This window comes from Streptomyces griseochromogenes (assembly GCF_001542625.1).
Lineage (GTDB): Bacteria > Actinomycetota > Actinomycetes > Streptomycetales > Streptomycetaceae > Streptomyces > Streptomyces griseochromogenes.
Genome location: NZ_CP016279.1, coordinates 9,718,686 through 9,735,163 on the forward strand (window position 1 = coordinate 9,718,686; position 16,478 = coordinate 9,735,163).

The 16,478-nt window shown below is 72.7% G+C and carries 13 protein-coding genes and 2 tRNA genes; 6 read left to right on the top strand and 9 right to left on the bottom strand.

The genetic code is table 11. The features are described 5' to 3' along the window. Positions 1-21: 21 nt before the first annotated feature. Positions 22-1,512 carry a tetratricopeptide repeat protein gene (locus AVL59_RS42365; protein WP_067315039.1) on the top strand — a complete coding sequence of 497 codons (1,491 nt, stop codon included), beginning with the start codon at positions 22-24 and terminating at the stop codon, positions 1,510-1,512. On the opposite strand, the gene hppD is transcribed toward AVL59_RS42365, so the two are convergent. Beyond that, positions 1,513-2,658 carry a 4-hydroxyphenylpyruvate dioxygenase gene (gene hppD / locus AVL59_RS42370; protein ID WP_067315041.1) on the bottom strand — a complete coding sequence of 382 codons (1,146 nt, stop codon included), beginning with the start codon at positions 2,656-2,658 and terminating at the stop codon, positions 1,513-1,515. A gap of 122 nt (positions 2,659-2,780) precedes the next feature. On the opposite strand from hppD, the gene AVL59_RS42375 reads away from it, so the two are divergent. Beyond that, the gene (locus tag AVL59_RS42375; protein WP_067315043.1) at positions 2,781-3,284 is read left to right on the top strand and encodes an Lrp/AsnC family transcriptional regulator; all 504 of its coding nucleotides are present in this window, start codon (positions 2,781-2,783) and stop codon (positions 3,282-3,284) included. 94 nt (positions 3,285-3,378) lie between these two features. Here AVL59_RS42375 and AVL59_RS42380 read toward each other — a convergent pair whose 3' ends face one another. The 3 genes from AVL59_RS42380 to AVL59_RS42390 are packed head-to-tail and all read right to left on the bottom strand — an operon-like array spanning position 3,379 to position 6,098. After that, positions 3,379-4,170 (bottom strand): S16 family serine protease, encoded by a 792-nt coding sequence (locus AVL59_RS42380; RefSeq protein ID WP_067315044.1) that lies wholly within the window; start codon positions 4,168-4,170, stop codon positions 3,379-3,381. Between the two features lie 42 nt (positions 4,171-4,212). After that, positions 4,213-5,322: an o-succinylbenzoate synthase gene (menC, locus tag AVL59_RS42385; protein WP_067315046.1), complete on the bottom strand. Its 1,110-nt coding sequence runs from the start codon at positions 5,320-5,322 to the stop codon at positions 4,213-4,215. Further along, the gene (locus AVL59_RS42390) at positions 5,319-6,098 is read right to left on the bottom strand and encodes a chorismate synthase (protein ID WP_067315048.1); all 780 of its coding nucleotides are present in this window, start codon (positions 6,096-6,098) and stop codon (positions 5,319-5,321) included. Before AVL59_RS42390 ends, menC begins: the two co-directional genes overlap by 4 nt. 103 nt (positions 6,099-6,201) lie before the next feature. Here AVL59_RS42390 and AVL59_RS42395 point away from each other — a divergent pair, with 103 nt between their 5' ends. Next, on the top strand, positions 6,202-7,872 hold the full coding sequence (locus tag AVL59_RS42395; RefSeq protein WP_067315049.1) for a PucR family transcriptional regulator: 1,671 nt from the start codon (positions 6,202-6,204) through the stop codon (positions 7,870-7,872). Here the strand turns inward: AVL59_RS42395 and dapE are convergent. The 4 genes from dapE to AVL59_RS42415 all read right to left on the bottom strand — a co-directional run bounded on the left by dapE (position 7,835) and on the right by AVL59_RS42415 (position 13,787). Beyond that, positions 7,835-8,860, bottom strand: coding sequence for a succinyl-diaminopimelate desuccinylase (gene dapE / locus AVL59_RS42400; protein ID WP_067318427.1), 1,026 nt, complete (start codon positions 8,858-8,860; stop codon positions 7,835-7,837). The genes AVL59_RS42395 and dapE overlap by 38 nt on opposite strands. Positions 8,861-9,238: 378 nt before the next feature. Beyond that, on the bottom strand, positions 9,239-9,880 hold the full coding sequence (locus AVL59_RS42405; RefSeq protein WP_067315051.1) for an IclR family transcriptional regulator: 642 nt from the start codon (positions 9,878-9,880) through the stop codon (positions 9,239-9,241). A 419-nt stretch (positions 9,881-10,299) separates the two neighbouring features. Beyond that, a complete protein-coding gene (locus AVL59_RS42410; protein ID WP_067315053.1) occupies positions 10,300-12,099 on the bottom strand; it encodes a DEAD/DEAH box helicase in 1,800 nt (599 codons plus the stop codon). 245 nt (positions 12,100-12,344) lie between these two features. Next, positions 12,345-13,787, bottom strand: a complete 1,443-nt coding sequence (locus AVL59_RS42415; RefSeq protein ID WP_067315054.1) for an MFS transporter — start codon at positions 13,785-13,787, stop codon at positions 12,345-12,347. A gap of 175 nt (positions 13,788-13,962) precedes the next feature. Here AVL59_RS42415 and AVL59_RS52885 point away from each other — a divergent pair. The 3 genes from AVL59_RS52885 (at position 13,963) to AVL59_RS42425 (ending at position 15,126) form a co-directional block, all read left to right on the top strand. Further along, positions 13,963-14,060 (top strand) — tRNA-OTHER (locus AVL59_RS52885). A gap of 19 nt (positions 14,061-14,079) precedes the next feature. After that, a tRNA-Cys gene (locus tag AVL59_RS42420) sits at positions 14,080-14,154 on the top strand. 183 nt (positions 14,155-14,337) lie between these two features. Then, a complete protein-coding gene (locus tag AVL59_RS42425; RefSeq protein WP_067318429.1) occupies positions 14,338-15,126 on the top strand; it encodes a VOC family protein in 789 nt (262 codons plus the stop codon). A 35-nt stretch (positions 15,127-15,161) separates the two neighbouring features. Here the strand turns inward: AVL59_RS42425 and AVL59_RS42430 are convergent, their stop codons facing one another. Further along, complete coding sequence (locus AVL59_RS42430; RefSeq protein WP_067315056.1) at positions 15,162-16,322, bottom strand: SUKH-4 family immunity protein; 1,161 nt, start codon at positions 16,320-16,322, stop codon at positions 15,162-15,164. Positions 16,323-16,478: the final 156 nt, after the last annotated feature.

Here is a 16,478-nt window from a genome sequence, read left to right on the forward strand (position 1 = left end):
TATTGACGCACAGTGAGCGCCATGGAGATCCGACAGTACGGCCACTCCGTCACCGAGCCGCCCCCGCCTCGCCGCCGTCGGCGGTGGCCGCGGCGCGTGCTGGTCACCGCCCTGGCGGGCGGGGTCGCGGCGGGTGCCGTGCTGATGCTGCGGCCGGACGGGGCGCGGCGTCCGGCGAGGCCGCCGGCGGCGGGCCCGCAGGCGCAGGCGCAGGCACCGGCGCGGGCGCTGACTGCGGTGACCGCCGGGCTGCCGGCCGCACTGCCCGATCTGGCGTCGCTCATCGGGCAGCAGGAGAGCAGGGTGCGGGCGCGGCCGCGGGACGCGCGGGCGTGGGCGGTGCTGGGGGCCGCGTATCTGGAGCTGGGGCGGCAGAGTGCCGACGCGGCGAACTATCCGAAGGCCGAGCGGGCGCTGCGGACCTCGCTGGAGGTGCGTAAGGGGGGAAACACGAGGGCCGCGGAGAGCGCGGAGGACGCCGTATCGCTGGAGGGACTGGCCTCGCTGGCGAACGCGCGGCGGGACTTTCCGGCGGCCAAGCGGTACGGCGAGCAGGCGCAGAAACTGGCGCCGAAGCGCTGGAGCGCGTATCCGCCGCTGATCGACGCCTACAACGGGCTCGGCGACTACAAGTCGGCGCGCGGCGCCCTGGACAAGCTGACGGGACTGCGTGCGGGGGCGGCCGTGCGGCCCGCGGTGATGGCGCGGGCGTCGGCGGTGTACCGGGACCGGGGCTGGCGCGAGGACGCGGTGGCCCAGCTGACGGACGCGGCGGCCACCGCCCGCACACCCGCCGAGCAGGCCTCCTATCTGACCGGGGTCGGGCAGCTGGCCTGGGAGCGGGGCGATCGGGAGGACGCGCTGCGGCACTTCACGGCGGCTCTCCGGCTGGACCCCGGCCGGCGGGCGGCGCTGGCGGGCAAGGGCCGGGCGCTGGCGGCGCTGGGCCGTACCGACGAGGCGATCGCCGCGTACCGGACGGCCGTCGCCAGGCGGCCGGACCCCCAGGACGCGCTGGAGCTGGGCGAGCTGTACGAGTCGCTGGGGATGTTCCCGGCCGCCCAGGCGCAGTACGACCTGGTGAGGACGCGGGCACGGCAGGCGGTGGCCGGCGGGGTCGACGAGGAGCTGCTGATCGGGCAGTTCGAGGCGGACCACGGGGATCCGCGGGAGGCGGTGGAGCGGTTGCGGGAGGAGTGGGCGCGTCAGCCCGGCATCGAGGTGGCCGACGCCCTCGGCTGGGCGCTGCACCGGGTCGGCGAGGACGACGAGGCGCTGGAGTTCGCGTCGATCGCGACGGACAGGACGAAGGGGGGTGGGGTGCGCAGCGCGTTGTACGTGTTCCACCGGGGCATGATCGAGCGGGAGCTGGACGAGCACGGGCCGGCCCGGCGGCACCTTCAGGAGGCGCTGCGGATCAGCCCGTACTTCTCGCCGCTGCGGGAGCCGGCGGCCAGGGCCGCGTTGCAGGAGCTCGGGGACGTGCCGGACGAGCCCCTGCCGGCTTCCTGACTACAGGTTGCCCCGCTTGGCCTGCTCGCGTTCGATCGCCTCGAAGAGGGCCTTGAAGTTGCCCTTGCCGAAGCCCATCGAGCCGTGCCGCTCGATGAGTTCGAAGAACACGGTCGGGCGGTCCTGGACCGGCTTGGTGAAGATCTGCAGCAGGTAGCCGTCCTCGTCGCGGTCGGCGAGGATCTTCAGTTCGCGCAGGGTCTCGATCGGGACGCGGGTGTCGCCCACCCACTCGCCGAGGGTGTCGTAGTACGAGTCCGGGGTGTTGAGGAACTGAACGCCGGCCGCGCGCATGGTGCGGACCGTCTGCACGATGTCGTTGGTGTTCAGCGCGATGTGCTGGACGCCGGCGCCGCCGTAGAACTCCAGGTACTCGTCGATCTGGGACTTCTTCTTGGCGATCGCGGGCTCGTTGATCGGGAACTTGACCTTGAGGGTGCCGTCCGCGACGACCTTCGACATCAGCGCGCTGTACTCGGTGGCGATGTCGTCGCCCACGAACTCCTTCATGTTCGTGAAGCCCATGACCTTGTTGTAGAAGGCCACCCACTCGTTCATCTTGCCGAGCTCGACGTTGCCGACGCAGTGGTCGACGGCCTGGAAGGTGCGCTGGGCGGGCGGCTCGACCATCGGCGCGGCGGTGGCGAAGCCCGGCAGGTAGGGGCCGTCGTAGCCGGAGCGGTCGACCAGGGTGTGGCGGGTCTCGCCGTAGGTGGCGATCGCGGCGAGGACGACCGTGCCGTGCTCGTCCTTCAGCTCGTACGGCTCGGCGACGGAGCGGGCGCCGTGCTCGATGGCGTACGCGTGGGCGGCGCGCGCGTCCGGGACCTCGATGGCCAGGTCGATGACGCCGTCGCCGTGCTCGGCCACGTGCCGGTCGAGGAAGCGGCCCCAGTCGGTGCTCGCTTTGATGACCGAGGTGAAGACGAAACGGGCGGAGCCGTTCTCCAGCACGTAGCTGGCGGTCTCGCGGCTGCCGTTCTCCGGTCCGGAGTAGGCGACCAGCCGCATGCCGAAGGCGGTGGAGTAGTAGTGCGCCGCCTGCTTGGCGTTGCCCACGGCGAAGACGACCGCGTCCATTCCCTTGACCGGGAAGGGGTCGGCCTGCCGGGTGGTGTCGGGAGTGTGGTGTGTGGTCTGCGTCATGGGCGAAGCGTGGCTCGGGTCTGCAAGGTGCGCAATAGTTTCCGTATTCACTGGGCATTCTGTTGAGTGATACGCCGCTATCGGCGAGCTTTCTGTACATGATGACCACCCCGGGAGGGGCTGTGGCGATCGATCAGCTGGACGGACGCATCATCGTGTTGCTGGCGCGGGAGCCGCGCATCGGTGTGCTGGAGATGTCGCGGCGGCTGGGGGTGGCCCGGGGGACGGTCCAGGCCAGGCTGGACCGGCTTCAGTCGAATGGCGTCATCCGGGGATTCGGGCCCCAGGTGGACCCGGCGGCCCTCGGCTATCCGGTCACCGCGTTCGCCACGCTGCAGATCCGGCAGGGCCAAGGGGCCGACGTCCGGGCGCACTTGGCGACGGTGCCGGAGATGCTGGAGCTGCTGACGACCACGGGCAGCGGGGACATGCTGTGCCGGCTGGTGGCCCGTTCGAACGCCGATCTTCAGCGGGTGATCGACCGGGTCGTCGGTTTTGATGGCATCGTCCGGGCCTCCACGGCGATCGTCATGGAGAACCCCGTTCCGCTGCGGATCATCCCGCTGGTGGAGCAGGCCGCCATGGAGCACGGGCAGCAGGGAAAGGAACCAGCCGACCCGAGGTGAGCCCGGGTGAGCTTCTGGGAGTACCTGAGCAGCCGCCACCAGCAGCTGCTCGCGGACGACAGGAAGTTCAACGCGCGGCCCGCCCGGCGGTGGTCTAACAGCTAGGGACCGAGCCCTTGCCCCGCTCCATCGCCACCAGGGAGTCGACGGCACCCTTGAGCGTGGTCACCGGGACCAGCCGCAGCCCCTTGGGCAGCTCGGCCTTGGCATCGGCGCACTCGTCCTTCGGCACCAGAAAGACCGTCGCCCCGTCGCGCCGCGCGGCCTGCGTCTTCAGGGCCACCCCGCCGACCGCGCCGACCTTGCCGTCGGCGTCGATCGTGCCCGTACCGGCGATGGTGCGCCCGCCCGTGAGGTCGCCGCCGCTGCCGTCGCCGTCCAGCTTGTCGATGATCCCCAGGGTGAACAGCAGACCCGCGCTGGGCCCGCCGACATCGGCGAGCTTCAGCCGGACCTTCACCTTGTCGGCGCTCAGGTCCAGGTACTTCAGCGCCGCCTCGGTCGCCGCGCCCTGGGACTGCCGCATCTGATCCATGTTGTGCTTCTCGATCTCCTTGACGTTGTTGCCCGTCGGGTAGACCGCGTCGCGGGGCATCACGGCCCGGTCGGCGCGGAACCAGTTGTCGATCAGGTCCCCGAGGTGGATCCGCGCGTCCGGGCCGGTCGCCACGATGGTCGTCATCCGCAGCTGTCCACTGGTCTTCCGGGTCGGCGCGCCGGAGACGGTGATCACCGGGGTGCCCCGGTTCTCACCGATCACGTTCGCCGTGCTCCCGGGCTGCGCCACCGAGAACGGCAGCGGCGCGAACGCCGCCGTGGCGAGCAGGGCCACGACGGGCAGGGCGCAGACGGCGACGGCCTGGGGACGCGTGAGACGTGAGAGCACGGAGTCAATCTAACGCGGTGCCCCGGTTCGGCCACCCGCCCCTCACCCGTCGTACAGGTCCCGGCGTGCCCGGGTGAAGCGCCGCAGCGCGTCCGGGAGCGGCTCGATGCCGATGCCGGGCGTGGCCGGTACCGGGAGATGGCCGTCCTCCAGGACGAACGGCTCGGTGATGTCCTCGGCGAAGTAGCGCGAGGAGGCCGAGGTGTCACCCGGGAGGGTGCAGCCGGGCAGGGCGGCGAGGGCCAGGTTGGGGGCCCGGCCGATGCCGGTCTCCAGCATGCCGCCGCACCACACCGGGACCCCGTGCGCATGGGCCACGTCGTGCACGCGGCGGGCCTCCAGGTAGCCGCCGACCCGGGCGGGCTTGACGTTCACCACCCGGCAGGCGTCCATGGCGATCGCGGACGCGGTGTCGCGGGCGTGGTGCAGGGACTCGTCCAGGCAGACAGGGGTCGCCAGGCGCTGCTGGAGCCGGGCGTGGGCGTGCAGGTTGTTCTCCTCCAGGGGCTCCTCGATGAGCAGCAGCCCGAACTCGTCGAGGCGCCGCAGATGCTCGGCGTCGCCGAGGCCGTAAGCGGTGTTCGCATCGACCTGGAGGGGCAGGTCGGCGCCGAAGCGCTCGCGGACCGCCCGGACCGGTTCGAGGTCCCAGCCGGGTTCGATCTTCAGCTTGATGCGGACGTACCCCTCGGCGAGGTAGCGCTCCACGTCGTCCAGCAGTTCGGGCACGGAGTTCTTGATGCCGACGGAGACCCCGGCCGGCACCCGGTCCCGTACGGCGCCGAGATAGGTCGCGAGCGGCATGCCGTAGGAGCGCAGCTCGGCGTCGAGGACCGCCGTCTCCAGGGCCGCCTTGGCCAGCTCGTGCCCCTTGATCTTCGCCGTGGCGGGCGCCAGCGCGGCCGTGGTGAGGTGCGGCAGCGCGGCCACCCGGGGCAGCAGGAAGTCGCGCAGCACGATCTCCGCGCCGGCCACGAACTCCGGGCAGTACAGCGGCTCGGGGTCGGCGGCGAACTCCGACCAGCCCTCGGCCGCGTCCGTGACCACGCGCAGCAGGAAGGTGTCCTTCGCCGTCATCGTGCCGAAGGACGTACGGAACGGGGTGACCAGCGGGATCGCCACGTGCACGATCTCGACGCGCTCCAGCTTCACGCGTCCTCCTCCGTCCGGGCGAGGGTGTACCAGCCGTCGCGGGACATGCCCGTCGCCCGAAAGCCCTCCGCGAAGGCCTCGAGGAACACCTCGCGCACGGCATGCCGCCAGCGCAGGGCCGAGGCGGGGTCGGCGGCGCGCAGCGCGACGATGTCGTCCGGGACCCGGCACCACACGTGCCGGCGGCCGCGGCGGGCGAGGACGCCGCCGTCCGGGGCCGTGCGGACGGCGGGCGCCAGGTCACGCTCTCGCGTGCCTTCCGGGCCGTACGAGGTGGTGGGCGCCGTGAGGTCCCAGCTCACTGTCAGCCGGTCGCTCTCGTCGCCGTCGTTCACGCCGTCGGTCATGGGGCCGTAGAAGTCGACCAGATACTCCGTGCCCGTGGCACCCAGCTTGACCAGGTTGAAGCGGGCGTTGCGGCCCACCAGCGGGTCGAAGGTCCAGCGCATGCTGCCGGCGCCGAGACCGGCCGCCCACGCGCCCTGGGCCCGCTTCACCGCGTGCCCGAGGCCCCGGTCGGCCGCGGCCACCAGCGAGTAGGTGCTGCGCTCGGGACCGAGGACGGCGACCGAGGCCCCGGCCAGACGCTGCCCGTCGTACGCGGCGTGCACGGCGCCGCCCGCGTGCACCAGGCTGTGCAGCACCTCGGCCGGATAGGGCGGGGCGGTGCGCGGGGTGTGCCACACGTCGCTGAAGTAGTCGGCCACGGCCGCGAGCCCGGCGACGTCGTGCACCGAGCGGACGGTGACTCCTGCTGTCGTGGCTCCTGCTGTCATGAGGACGAGTCTCGGCGGCGGCGAGGGGCCGTGTGTTGTGCGGACGGCCAAGACATGCGTACGTTCGTTGCGCCATCAGCCAAGCCGCCACGGAAGGACCGCCATGGACGCGTGCACGCTCGGCGATCTCCTGGACGTCGTCGGCGGCCCCGCCCTACGCCTGCACACCGCACCCGCCGGGCCGGGTGTGCCGGTCACCGAGGCGGTGCTGCACGACGGCCGCACCCTGCTGCCCCGGCTGCCGGGCGGGCTGCTGCTCGCGGTCGGGGTACCGGCCGCCGAGGCGGGACCGCTGGTGCGGGCGGCCGCGTCGGCCGGGCTGGCCGGGGTCGTGGTGCGGGGCGCCGACGGGCCCGTCGCGGAGGCGGAGGCGCACGGCGTGGCGCTGCTGTCGGTCGCCGAGGACGCGGCCTGGCACCATGTGCACCTGCTGCTGGCCTCGGCCATCGACACCCGGCCCGCCGTCTCCTCCGACACCGGCCTCGGCGATCTGTTCGCGCTGGCCGACGCGATCGCGGCGGGGGTCGGCGGGGCCACCGCCATCGAGGACCCGCGGCAGCGGATCCTCGCCTACTCGACCGTCCCCGGCCAGCCGGTGGACGAGGACCGGCGCCAGGGCATCCTCGGGCTGCAGGTGCCGGCCAGCGCGGAGAACACCGAGCAGTACCGGCGGCTGTTCGCGGCCGACCGGCCGGTGCGGCTGCCCGCGCTGACCGGCTCGGGCCTGCCCCGCCTCGCGATGCCGGTGCGGGCCGGCGGGGAGACGCTCGGCTCCGTCTGGGTGATCGACGACGGCTCGCTCGCCCGGGACGCCGAGGACACCCTCGCCCAGGGCGCCTCGACGGCCGCCCTGCTCCTGCTGCGGGCCCGTGCGGCCCGCGAACTGGCCCGGCACCGGGGCAGCGATCTGCTGCGCCGCCTGCTGGACGGCACGGCGGACGCGGCGACGGCCGCCGAGCGCCTCGGGGTCGCGGGCCCGGCCCGGGTGGCCGCCTTCGTCCTGGACACGGCCGCGAGCGTGCCGGACACCGAGCGCACCGCGCTGCGCCTGCTGGACGTCGTACGCCTGCAGTGCGAGGCGCGGTACGGGCGGCACGCGTGCCTGCTGGTGGACGGGGTGGTGTACGCCGTGCTCCCGGCGCCCGGTGCCCAGCCGCAGCCGCAGGGGCACGCCGGTGCGGAGGGAGCATGGGGAACGCGGAGGCCCGAGGGGGCGAGCACGGCCGGTCGCTCGGCACCGGCCGAAGCGTCCCGGAGGCGAACGGACGGAGGCAGCCACAGGCGGCTGGCCGAGGACATCGTCGGGCGGGCCGGGCAGGCGCTGCGGGTGCCGGTGCGGGCGGCGCTGGGTGAGGTGGTGCCGGGCCCGGGCGGCCTCGCGGACTCCCGGGCGGACGCGGACCTGGTGCTGCGGGTCCTGGACGCCGGTCACCCGGTCGCCACCGTGGACGAGGTGCGCCCGCGCGTGACGCTGCTGAGGCTGTCCGAAGTGATGCGGGAACGGCGGGAGTTGAGCGCGGGCGCCTGGCGCGGGGTCCTGGCGTACGACGCCGAGAACGGCACGGAGTACGCCCGCACGCTCATCTGCTGGCTCGACGCGGGCTGCGACATGGCGGGCGCGGCGAAGCTGCTCGCCGTGCACCCCAACACCTGCCGCTACCGTCTCAAGCAGCTCCAGCGGCACGCCGGCGTCGACCTGGACGACCCCGACGAACGGCTGGTGCTGTGGCTTCAGCTCAGGACGCTGGCCGGGCTCGGAGGAGCCACCGCCTGAGCCGCTCCTCGCACCGCTCCAGATGTTCGACCGGGACGTACTCCCCCGCCGTGTGGGCCAGCGACGGATCCCCCGGGCCGTAGTTGAGCGCGGGCACGCCGAGCGCGGCGAACCGGGCGACGTCCGTCCAGCCGAACTTGGCCCGGGGCTCGGCGCCCAGCGCTGCGACGAGCCCGCCCACCCGGTCCAGACGGGGCGGCGCCCCTGGGACGACCTCGGTGACGCGGACCTCCCACTCCGGGAAGAGCCCGCGCACGTACGCCTCCGCCTCCTCGGCTGAACGGCTGGGCGCAAAGCGGAAGTTGACGGTGACGACACACTCGTCCGGTACGACGTTCCCGGCGACCCCGGCCCGTACGGCGACCGCGCTCAGCCCCTCCCGGTACTCCAGCCCGTCCACGACGACCCGCTCGGGCGTGTACCCGTCGAGCCGCTGGAGCACCCGGGCGGCCTTGTGCGCGGCGTTGACGCCCTGCCAGGCGCGGGCGGTGTGGGCGCGGGCGCCCTCGACGACGATGTCGGCGGTGAGGATGCCCTGACAGCCGGCCTCGACACCGGCGCCGGAGGGCTCCATCAGGATCGCCAGTGCGGTCTCTTCAAGCAGCCCCGGCCGCGCGGCCGCGATCCGGGCCAGCCCGTTGCGCTCGCCTTCGACCTCCTCGCACTCGTAGAAGACGTAGGTGAGATCGCGGACCGGCTCGGGCACGGTGGCCGCGAGCCTGAGGCCCACCGCCACCCCGCCCTTCATGTCACAGGCGCCGAGCCCGTGGACACGGCCGTCGGCGAGCCGCGAGGGCAGGTTCCCGGCGGCCGGAACGGTGTCCAGGTGCCCTGCCAGCAGAGCGCGTTCGGGCCGGCCGAGGGCAGTGCGGGCGACGACGGAGTTGCCCACACGGTCGACGGCCAGGTGGGGCAGCTCGCGCAGGGCCGCCTCCACGGCGTCGGCGATCTGGCGCTCCTGCCCGCTCTCGGAAGGGAGGTCGACCAGGGCGCGGGTGAGGGTGACGACGTCGGCGGTGAGGTCGAGGGCGGCCGCACGGGCTCCTCGCGGCCTGTCCCCTCGCGGCCTGTCCCCTCGCGCTCCGGCCTCCGGCCGGCTGTCGGCTCTCTCCACGGTGTCGCTCCCTCCGCATCCGGGCTTGTACGGCTCTTGATGATGCGGAGGGAGACCCGGCAAGGGGTGAGGGGAACGGCTAAAGACCGGGGGTATTCATTGGCGAGATGGCCAAGATGGCCAGGACACTGGCCGACGGCGCTCAGGCAGCGGGCGTTGCCTGCGATCAAGGGGCGCGGGGCGTCATCGATATGCGGCTCCGCCGCGTGGGCGCGACAAGCCACAGCACACCCGCGGCCGAGAAGCCGGGCCTCAGCGCAACGCTTCGGCGACTTCCCGCGCCGCATCCACCACCCGCGGCCCCACCCTCTCCGGCACGGAATCCGCGAGCATCACCACACCCACACTGCCCTCGACCCCCGTCACCCCGACCAGCGGCGCCGCGGCCCCGCTCGCCCCCGCCTCCAGCTCGCCATGCGTGAGCGTGTACCCGGGATCGGCCGCGGGCGACAGCCGCGCGGCAAGAATCGCCTTGCCCGCCGCCCCCCGGTCCAGCGGATGGCGGAAACCGGCCCGGTAGGCCACGTGATAGTCCGTCCACGTCGGCTCGACCACGGCGACGGCCAGTGCCTCGGTCCCGTCCACCAGTGTCAGATGGGCCGTCGCCCCTATGTCCTCGGCGAGCGAGCGCAGCGCGGGCAGGGCGGCCTCCCGCACCAGCGGATGCACCTGACGGCCCAGACGCAGCACTCCCAGACCGACCCTGGCTCGCCCGCCCAGGTCACGCCGTACGAGCGCGTGCTGCTCCAGCGTGGCGAGCAACCGGTACACCACGGTCCGGTTCACGCCCAGTTTGTTGGAAAGTTCGGTGACGGTCAGCCCGTGGTCCGTGTCGGCCAGCAGCTTGAGGACGCGCAGTCCCCGGTCGAGCGTCTGAGAGGTCTCCGCGGTCACGACGCCCACTCCTTCGGCGGTGAGGTCGGCGTCCCCTGAGCGACGGATGCGTCACCGAGTCCCGTCGGCGACGCGCTTCAGAGGCCGCCGATCGGCAGGACGGCCCGGCGGCTCCGGGCCTTGTCGCTTCACGGCTGCGCTCCGCGGCGGCGCTGCCACGGGGCGTGTGCGTAGCGGGACATTAGCGAAGCCGGTTCGCTGAGCGGAAGTCTCCGTCCAGAATCCGGGCAAGACCAGATCCGGCCTGCCTGCATTCGTCCGGTTACGCACGCCCCCATGAATATGCAGCGCCAGGATCATGGGGGGGGTCCGGGGCGGAGCCGCGACAGCGATCTCACAGCCGGCCCAGACGGACGGGCGGGTGGACAGGGGGCCGGGGGCCGGGGGCCGGGAAGGAAGCGCCGAACCCCTGCGGAGCGTCACCGCATCCGCGTGGCCCACTCCTGCACCTTGGCGATCCGCTGCCGCAGCTGCCCCGCCGTGGCCTCGGCACTCGGCGGCCCCCCGCACACCCGCCGCAGCTCGGTGTGGATCACACCATGCGGCTTGCCGCTCTGGTGGACGTACGCGCTGACCATGGTGTTGAGCTGCTTGCGCAGCTCCATCATCTCCTTGTGGCTGACCACCGGCCGCCGCTCGGCGGGCAGCTCCAGCAGGTCGGCCTCGGTGTCCGGCTTCTTACGGCTGTGCGCGATCTGCCGTGCCTGCCGCTTCTGCAGCAGCATCTGCACCTGGTCCGGCTCCAGCAGTCCCGGAATCCCGAGGTAGTCCTGCTCCTCCTCGCTCCCGGGGTGGGCCTGCATGCCGAACTCGGCGCCGTCGTAGAGGACCCGGTCGAAGACGGCGTCGGACTCCAGCGCCTCGAACGGCAGCATGTCCTGCTCGCCGGTGTCCTCGTCCTGCTGCTTGTTCGCCTCGTCCATCTCCTTCTCGGACTCGGCGTACGGATCCTCCTCGCCCTCCTTCTTCGGCTTGTCGAGGGCGTGGTCCCGCTCCTTCTCCATCTCGTTGGCGAAGGTCAGCAGGTCGGGCACGGTCGGCAGGAACACGGACGCGGTCTCGCCGCGCCGCCGGGACCGTACGAAACGCCCGACGGCCTGCGCGAAGAACAGCGGGGTGGAGATGGTGGTGGCGTACACCCCGACCGCGAGCCGCGGCACGTCGACACCCTCGGACACCATCCGCACCGCGACCATCCAGCGGTCGCCGTTCCCGCTGAACTCGTCGATCCTGTTGGAGGCGCCGGCATCGTCGGACAGCACCAGAGTCGCCTTGGTGCCGGTGATCTCACGGATCAGCTTGGCGTACGCACGCGCCGAGTCCTGGTCGGACGCGATGACCAGCGCACCCGCATCCGGGATGCCCTTCCTGACCTCGGTCAGCCGCTGATCGGCGGCGCGCAGCACGCTGGGCATCCATTCGCCGCGCGGATCCAGGGCGGTGCGCCAGGCCTGGCTGATCGCGTCCTTGGTCATCGGCTCGCCGAGCCGGGCGGCGATCTCGTCACCCGCCTTGGTGCGCCAGCGCATGTTGCCGCTGTAGGAGAGGAAGATGACGGGGCGGACGACGTGGTCGGCGAGGGCGTTGCCGTAGCCGTACGTGTAGTCGGCGGCGGACCGCCGGATCCCGTCCGTCCCCTCCTCGTACGTCACGAACGGGATGGGGTTGGTGTCGGACCGGAACGGCGTACCGGTCAGCGCGAGCCGCCGGGTCGCGGGCTCGAACGCCTCCAGGCACGCCTCGCCCCAGGACTTGGAGTCACCGGCGTGGTGGATCTCGTCGAGGATGACGAGGGTCTTGCGCTGCTCGACCCGGTTGCGGTGCAGCATCGGGCGCACGCCGACACCCGCGTAGGTGACCGCGACCCCGTCGTACTCCTTGCCGAGCGGGCCCGCGCTGTACTCGGGGTCGAGCTTGATCCCCACCCGGGCCGCGGCCTCCGCCCACTGCTTCTTCAGGTGCTCGGTCGGCGCCACCACCGTCACCTGCTGCACGACGTGGTGGTGCAGCAGCCAGGAGGCGAGGGTCAGGGCGAAGGTCGTCTTGCCGGCGCCGGGCGTGGCGACGGCGAGGAAGTCACGCGGCTGCTCCTGGATGTACTTCTCCATCGCCCCCTGCTGCCAGGCACGCAGCTTGCTGGCGGTACCCCAGGGAGCCCGGCCGGGGAAGGCGGGCGAGAGGTGGTGGGAGTGGGCGGAGGAAGCGGCGGTGGTAGTCACGGTCTCCGTTGAGTCAGGGGTCGAATCGGGGGCCGCGCGCAGCGCGTCGGTCGGGGCGGTGGTGGGTGACGGGCGGGCGGCTCGGCTACGTATGACAACCGGGCCACCCTACCGGCGCCCCGCCCCCGCAACGCCCGGACGAGCGCGGGTCGCCCGTGGGTGGGATCGACGTCACAGCCGGCGTGCAGAGCGCGCCAACTGGCCGCGATCTTGGGACGTTCAGGCCTCCCGGGCGGACGTCCGGATCAACGGGTTCCGCCCGCGGGCGCCCGCAGCCGCGTCGTCACCCACGCCCCGGCCAGGGCCACCGCCGCCATGGGCAGGAAGACGGCCGCGAAGGCGGCGGGACGGGTGCCGTCGGCCGCGCCGGCCGTCGTGCTGCCGCCGCCCAGCGCGGCGAAGGCGGCGCCGGTCGCGGCGAGGAGGACGACGTTGGACAGGGCGTCGGAGATCTGCAGGGCGGCGGAGTTGGCGCCGGCCTCCCGCGGGGCCGACAGCTGGAGCAGCAGCACACTGGCGGAGGAGATCACCAGCCCCATGCCGAAGCAGCCCAGGCCCCAGGCGACGGCGACGATCCAGACGGGCACGGAGTGCACGAGCACGCTGGGCGCGGTCGTGATCGCGGCGGCGACCAGCACCATCCCCACCGTCATCAGCCGCTCCCGGTAGGGCTCCACGCGCGGCCGGGACTGCACCCAGGACCCCAGTGCCCAGGTTCCGCCGCCCGCGGCGAGCGAGAACCCGGCCAGCGTCGGCGACAGCCCTCGCTGGGTGACCAGCATCAACGGCACGAAGGACTCGGCGGCGATGAAGGACCCGGCGGCCAGCCCGCGCAGGAGGACGACGGAGGGCAGCCCGCGGGCGGCCCGGTAGGTACCGCGCGGCAGCAGCCCGAGGACGGCGGGCACGAGCAGGGCGGCACCGGCGAGAGCGGGCAGCAGCGAGAGCCACCGCAGGTCCTGGGCGGCGTACTGGAGCAGGCCCGCGCCGAGCGAGACGGCGAGGGCGAGCCGGATACGGCGCCGGTCGAAGGAGACGGAGCCTTCCCCGCCCGCCACGGGCCCCGCCGCCCGGCTCCGTATCTGTGGCAGGGCGAGCGCGAGCGGGAAGACGACGAGGACGGGTATGCCGAGGAAGACCCACCGCCAGCCGAGGTGCTCGGTCACGGCGCCCGAGGCGAGCGGGCCGACTATGGACGGTACGACCCACCCGGCCGCGAAGGCCGCCATGATCGCGGGCCGCAGCCGCTCGGGATAGGCACGCCCGACGACGACGTACAGCGCGACGATGACCAGCCCGCCGCCGAACCCCTGCACGGCCCGGCCCAGGATGAACACCCACATCACCTGTGCGGTCCCGGCCACCACCAGCCCCGCCGCGAAGGCCGCGATCCCCGTGGTCAGCGCGCCGAGCGGGCCCCGCCGGTCGGACCACTGTCCGGCGAGCACCATCCCGGACAGGCTGGTCGTGAAGTACCCGGAGAACGCGAACGCGTACAGGGCCACCCCGTCCAGCTCCCGCGCCGCGACCGGCATCGCGGTCCCGACGGCGGTCGCCTCGAAGGCGATGAGCAGCACAACGGAGACGATCCCGACGCTGAGCGCCCGGTAGGCCCGGCTCAGCACACCGCCGTCACTCGCGACGGCATCATCCACCACCGGGGTACCAGGGGAATCGAGGGCGGCCATGCTCGCCAGAGTAAGTCCCACAACACGGTTTGGCCCCTGTCGATGGTCCGGCCACCGCTGCGACCTCGGTCGTACGTCCCGCGCTTCATGAACGGGGTATGGCAGTCCCGTTGCAGCCCGGGCGCGTCCCTTGAACCGGTTCTCCACCGCCCCATAACGTCATTCCCACGAACACGGCCGTGTGCCCGAGTGGTTGAGGGGCTCGCCTGCGCTGCATCCATCAGCGAGCTCCGCTCGCGGGGAGTTACGTGGGTTCGAATCCCGCCACGGCCGTACGCAGAAGGTTCGGCACGGCCGTGTGCCCGAGTGGTTGAGGGGCTCGCCTGCAAAGCGAGTTACGTGGGTTCGAATCCCGCCACGGCCTCCAGTGGCTTGACCAGGCAAGACGAAGGGGCGGCACCCCTGCTGGGGTGCCGCCCCTTTTGGTTCGTCGGCGTGCGGAACCCCGACGGGCCGTCCTCGTTCCTCAGTGCGGACCCGAGACACGCGGTTCGCCCGTGCCGTTTCGGCGGGTGGGCGGCGTCCCGAACCCACGGTGGAGGACCACACCATGCTGACGACCACATATGTGCCGGGCGCTCCGAACTGGCTCGATCTGGGGAGCCCGGACACCGACGCGAGCGCCGCCTTCTACTCCGCCGTCTTCGGCTGGGAGTACCAGTCGGCGGGACCGGAGGCGGGCGGATACGGCTTTTTCAAGCGCAACGGCAAGACGGTCGCGGGTATCGGCCCGCTCACCGAAGAGGGCGCGAGTCCCTCCTGGACGGTGTATTTCCACACGCCGGACGCCGATGCCACCGCCAAGGCCGTGGAGCAGGGAGGTGGCAGGGTGCGGGTCGGCCCGGCGGATGTCTTCGCCTTCGGGCGGATGGCCGCCTTCACCGACCCGACCGGCGCGGACTTCGCCGTCTGGCAGCCGGGCGAGACCGCGGGCCTGGAGGCCGTCGGCATTCCCGACAGCCTGGCCTGGGTGGAGCTCTACACCACCGACGCCGCCGCGGCGAAGGCGTTCTACGGGTCGGTCTTCTCCTGGCAGACGAACGATGTGCCCATGAGCCCGGAACTGACGTACACGGTCCTCGCCCCGGCGGCCGGTGGTGAGGAGGCGAACCACGGTGGGCTGATGCAGCTGCCCCAGGAGAACCTCGACGCCGGGTCGACGCCGGAATGGCATCCGTACTTCGAGGTGAGCGACTGCGACGCCACGCTCGCCAAAGCCACTGAGGCCGGAGCGACCGCCATCATCCCGGCCACCGACGCGGAGGGCATCGGCCGCTTCGCCATGCTCCTCGACCCCGCCGGTGCCCCCTTCGCCATCATCAAGAGCGCCACGGGCTGAGAGTCCGGTCACGGCCTCTCGCGGGGCGGGGTGCCTCAGAGCACCCCGCCCGCCTCGTCCTGGAACAGCTCCGTCCAGTAGTGCCAGGGGGTGTCCGGGTGCAGGCCCGTGGGGTCTATGGACGTCAGGGTCTGGATCATGGTCGCGGCCAGTTGGTCGTAGGCCTTCGTCGTCAGCTCGTTGCCCAGGTGTTCGTCGATGGTGCGCTCGTGGTGCAGGAGCCAGAGTGTGAAGGCGAGGGTGGAGACGTCCGTGTTGAGCGGGTAGAGCGTCGCCTCGGGCTCGCTGAAGGTGAGCACCGCGCCCGTTCTGCCGTCGACCACCAGGCTGTTGTCCTCGACCAGGTAGCCCAGGCGGATCAGGTGGTCGGAGTAGGCGGGGAGGTCCTCCAGGGGGTAGTCGTCGGCGCGCTCGGTGGTGAAGTACTCGGTGAGGGTGGGCAGCGGGACGTCGGTGTCGGCGTGGAAGAGGACCGCCTCCTCCGGCAGGCCCGTCTCGCGCAGGAAGCGGCGGGTCGGCTCGTGGGTGAGCGTGGCCGGGAAGTCGACCTCCTCGAAGCGGGCCACGCGGCCGTGGCCGAACTCCTGGTCCAGGAGGCGGGCGGGGACGTCCAGGGTGAGGCCGAGGGCCGTGCCGGGACCGGCGATGAGGGAGAGCGGGCGGATCAGGGCCGCTGCCTTCCAGTAGGGCGGGACCTCGCCGTCCGTGCCCTCCTCGAAGAGCGCGAGCAGGCGGCGGGAGGCCTCGGTCACCGTCTTGGTGCCGTACCGGCCGGCCAGGGAGGAGAAGCGGCCGCGCAGGCCTGCCAGTTCCTCCGTGACCGCGGCGAAGCGCAGGAGGGTGTCCAGGGAGGGGGCGAAGGGGCGGGGCTCGGACGGGTCGACGAGGTAGGCCGTCGTGATCTCGCCCGTGTCGCCGTCGAGCAGGATCGACTCGCGCTCCATACCCGCGGGGCTGAGGAGTTCGCCTATCACCAGGCGGCCGCGCAGCTCCTCCGCCAGGTGGAAGGGGCCGTCCGTGGCGTCGCCGAGGGTGCGCAGGCCGTGGGTGCGGAGCGGGGAGAACGTCAGCAGGCGGGTGTCCGCGGGCAGGCCGGGGTCCGTGAGCAGGCCGCGGGTCGGCGCGTGCGTGACGTAGCGGTCCAGCTCCGTCTCGGTCAGCGTGATCGCCGCGGCTCCGGTGTCGGTCGTGCTCATCGCTCCCCCGCGATCTTCCTCGATGCGTCGGTCCCTGGGCAGGGCTTGCCCGGCCGCCTTCCGGCTTCCCTTCGGATGCGGCCGTCCCCCACTGCCCGGAACACTACGCCGCCCCACTGACAACGCCCGTGGGAGAAGACGCCGGGCGGTCCGCAC

Excerpts from the sequence above, each read along its gene's own strand:
- hppD (WP_067315041.1), bottom strand. The coding sequence starts at position 2,658 with ATGACGCAGACCACACACCACACTCCCGACACCACCCGGCAGGCCGAC.
- AVL59_RS42430 (WP_067315056.1), bottom strand. The coding sequence starts at position 16,322 with ATGAGCACGACCGACACCGGAGCCGCGGCGATCACGCTGACCGAGACG.
- AVL59_RS42390 (WP_067315048.1), bottom strand. The coding sequence starts at position 6,098 with ATGACAGCAGGAGCCACGACAGCAGGAGTCACCGTCCGCTCGGTGCAC.
- AVL59_RS42425 (WP_067318429.1), top strand. The coding sequence starts at position 14,338 with ATGCTGACGACCACATATGTGCCGGGCGCTCCGAACTGGCTCGATCTG.
- AVL59_RS42415 (WP_067315054.1), bottom strand. The coding sequence starts at position 13,787 with ATGGCCGCCCTCGATTCCCCTGGTACCCCGGTGGTGGATGATGCCGTC.
- AVL59_RS42365 (WP_067315039.1), top strand. The coding sequence starts at position 22 with ATGGAGATCCGACAGTACGGCCACTCCGTCACCGAGCCGCCCCCGCCT.
- AVL59_RS42395 (WP_067315049.1), top strand. The coding sequence starts at position 6,202 with ATGGACGCGTGCACGCTCGGCGATCTCCTGGACGTCGTCGGCGGCCCC.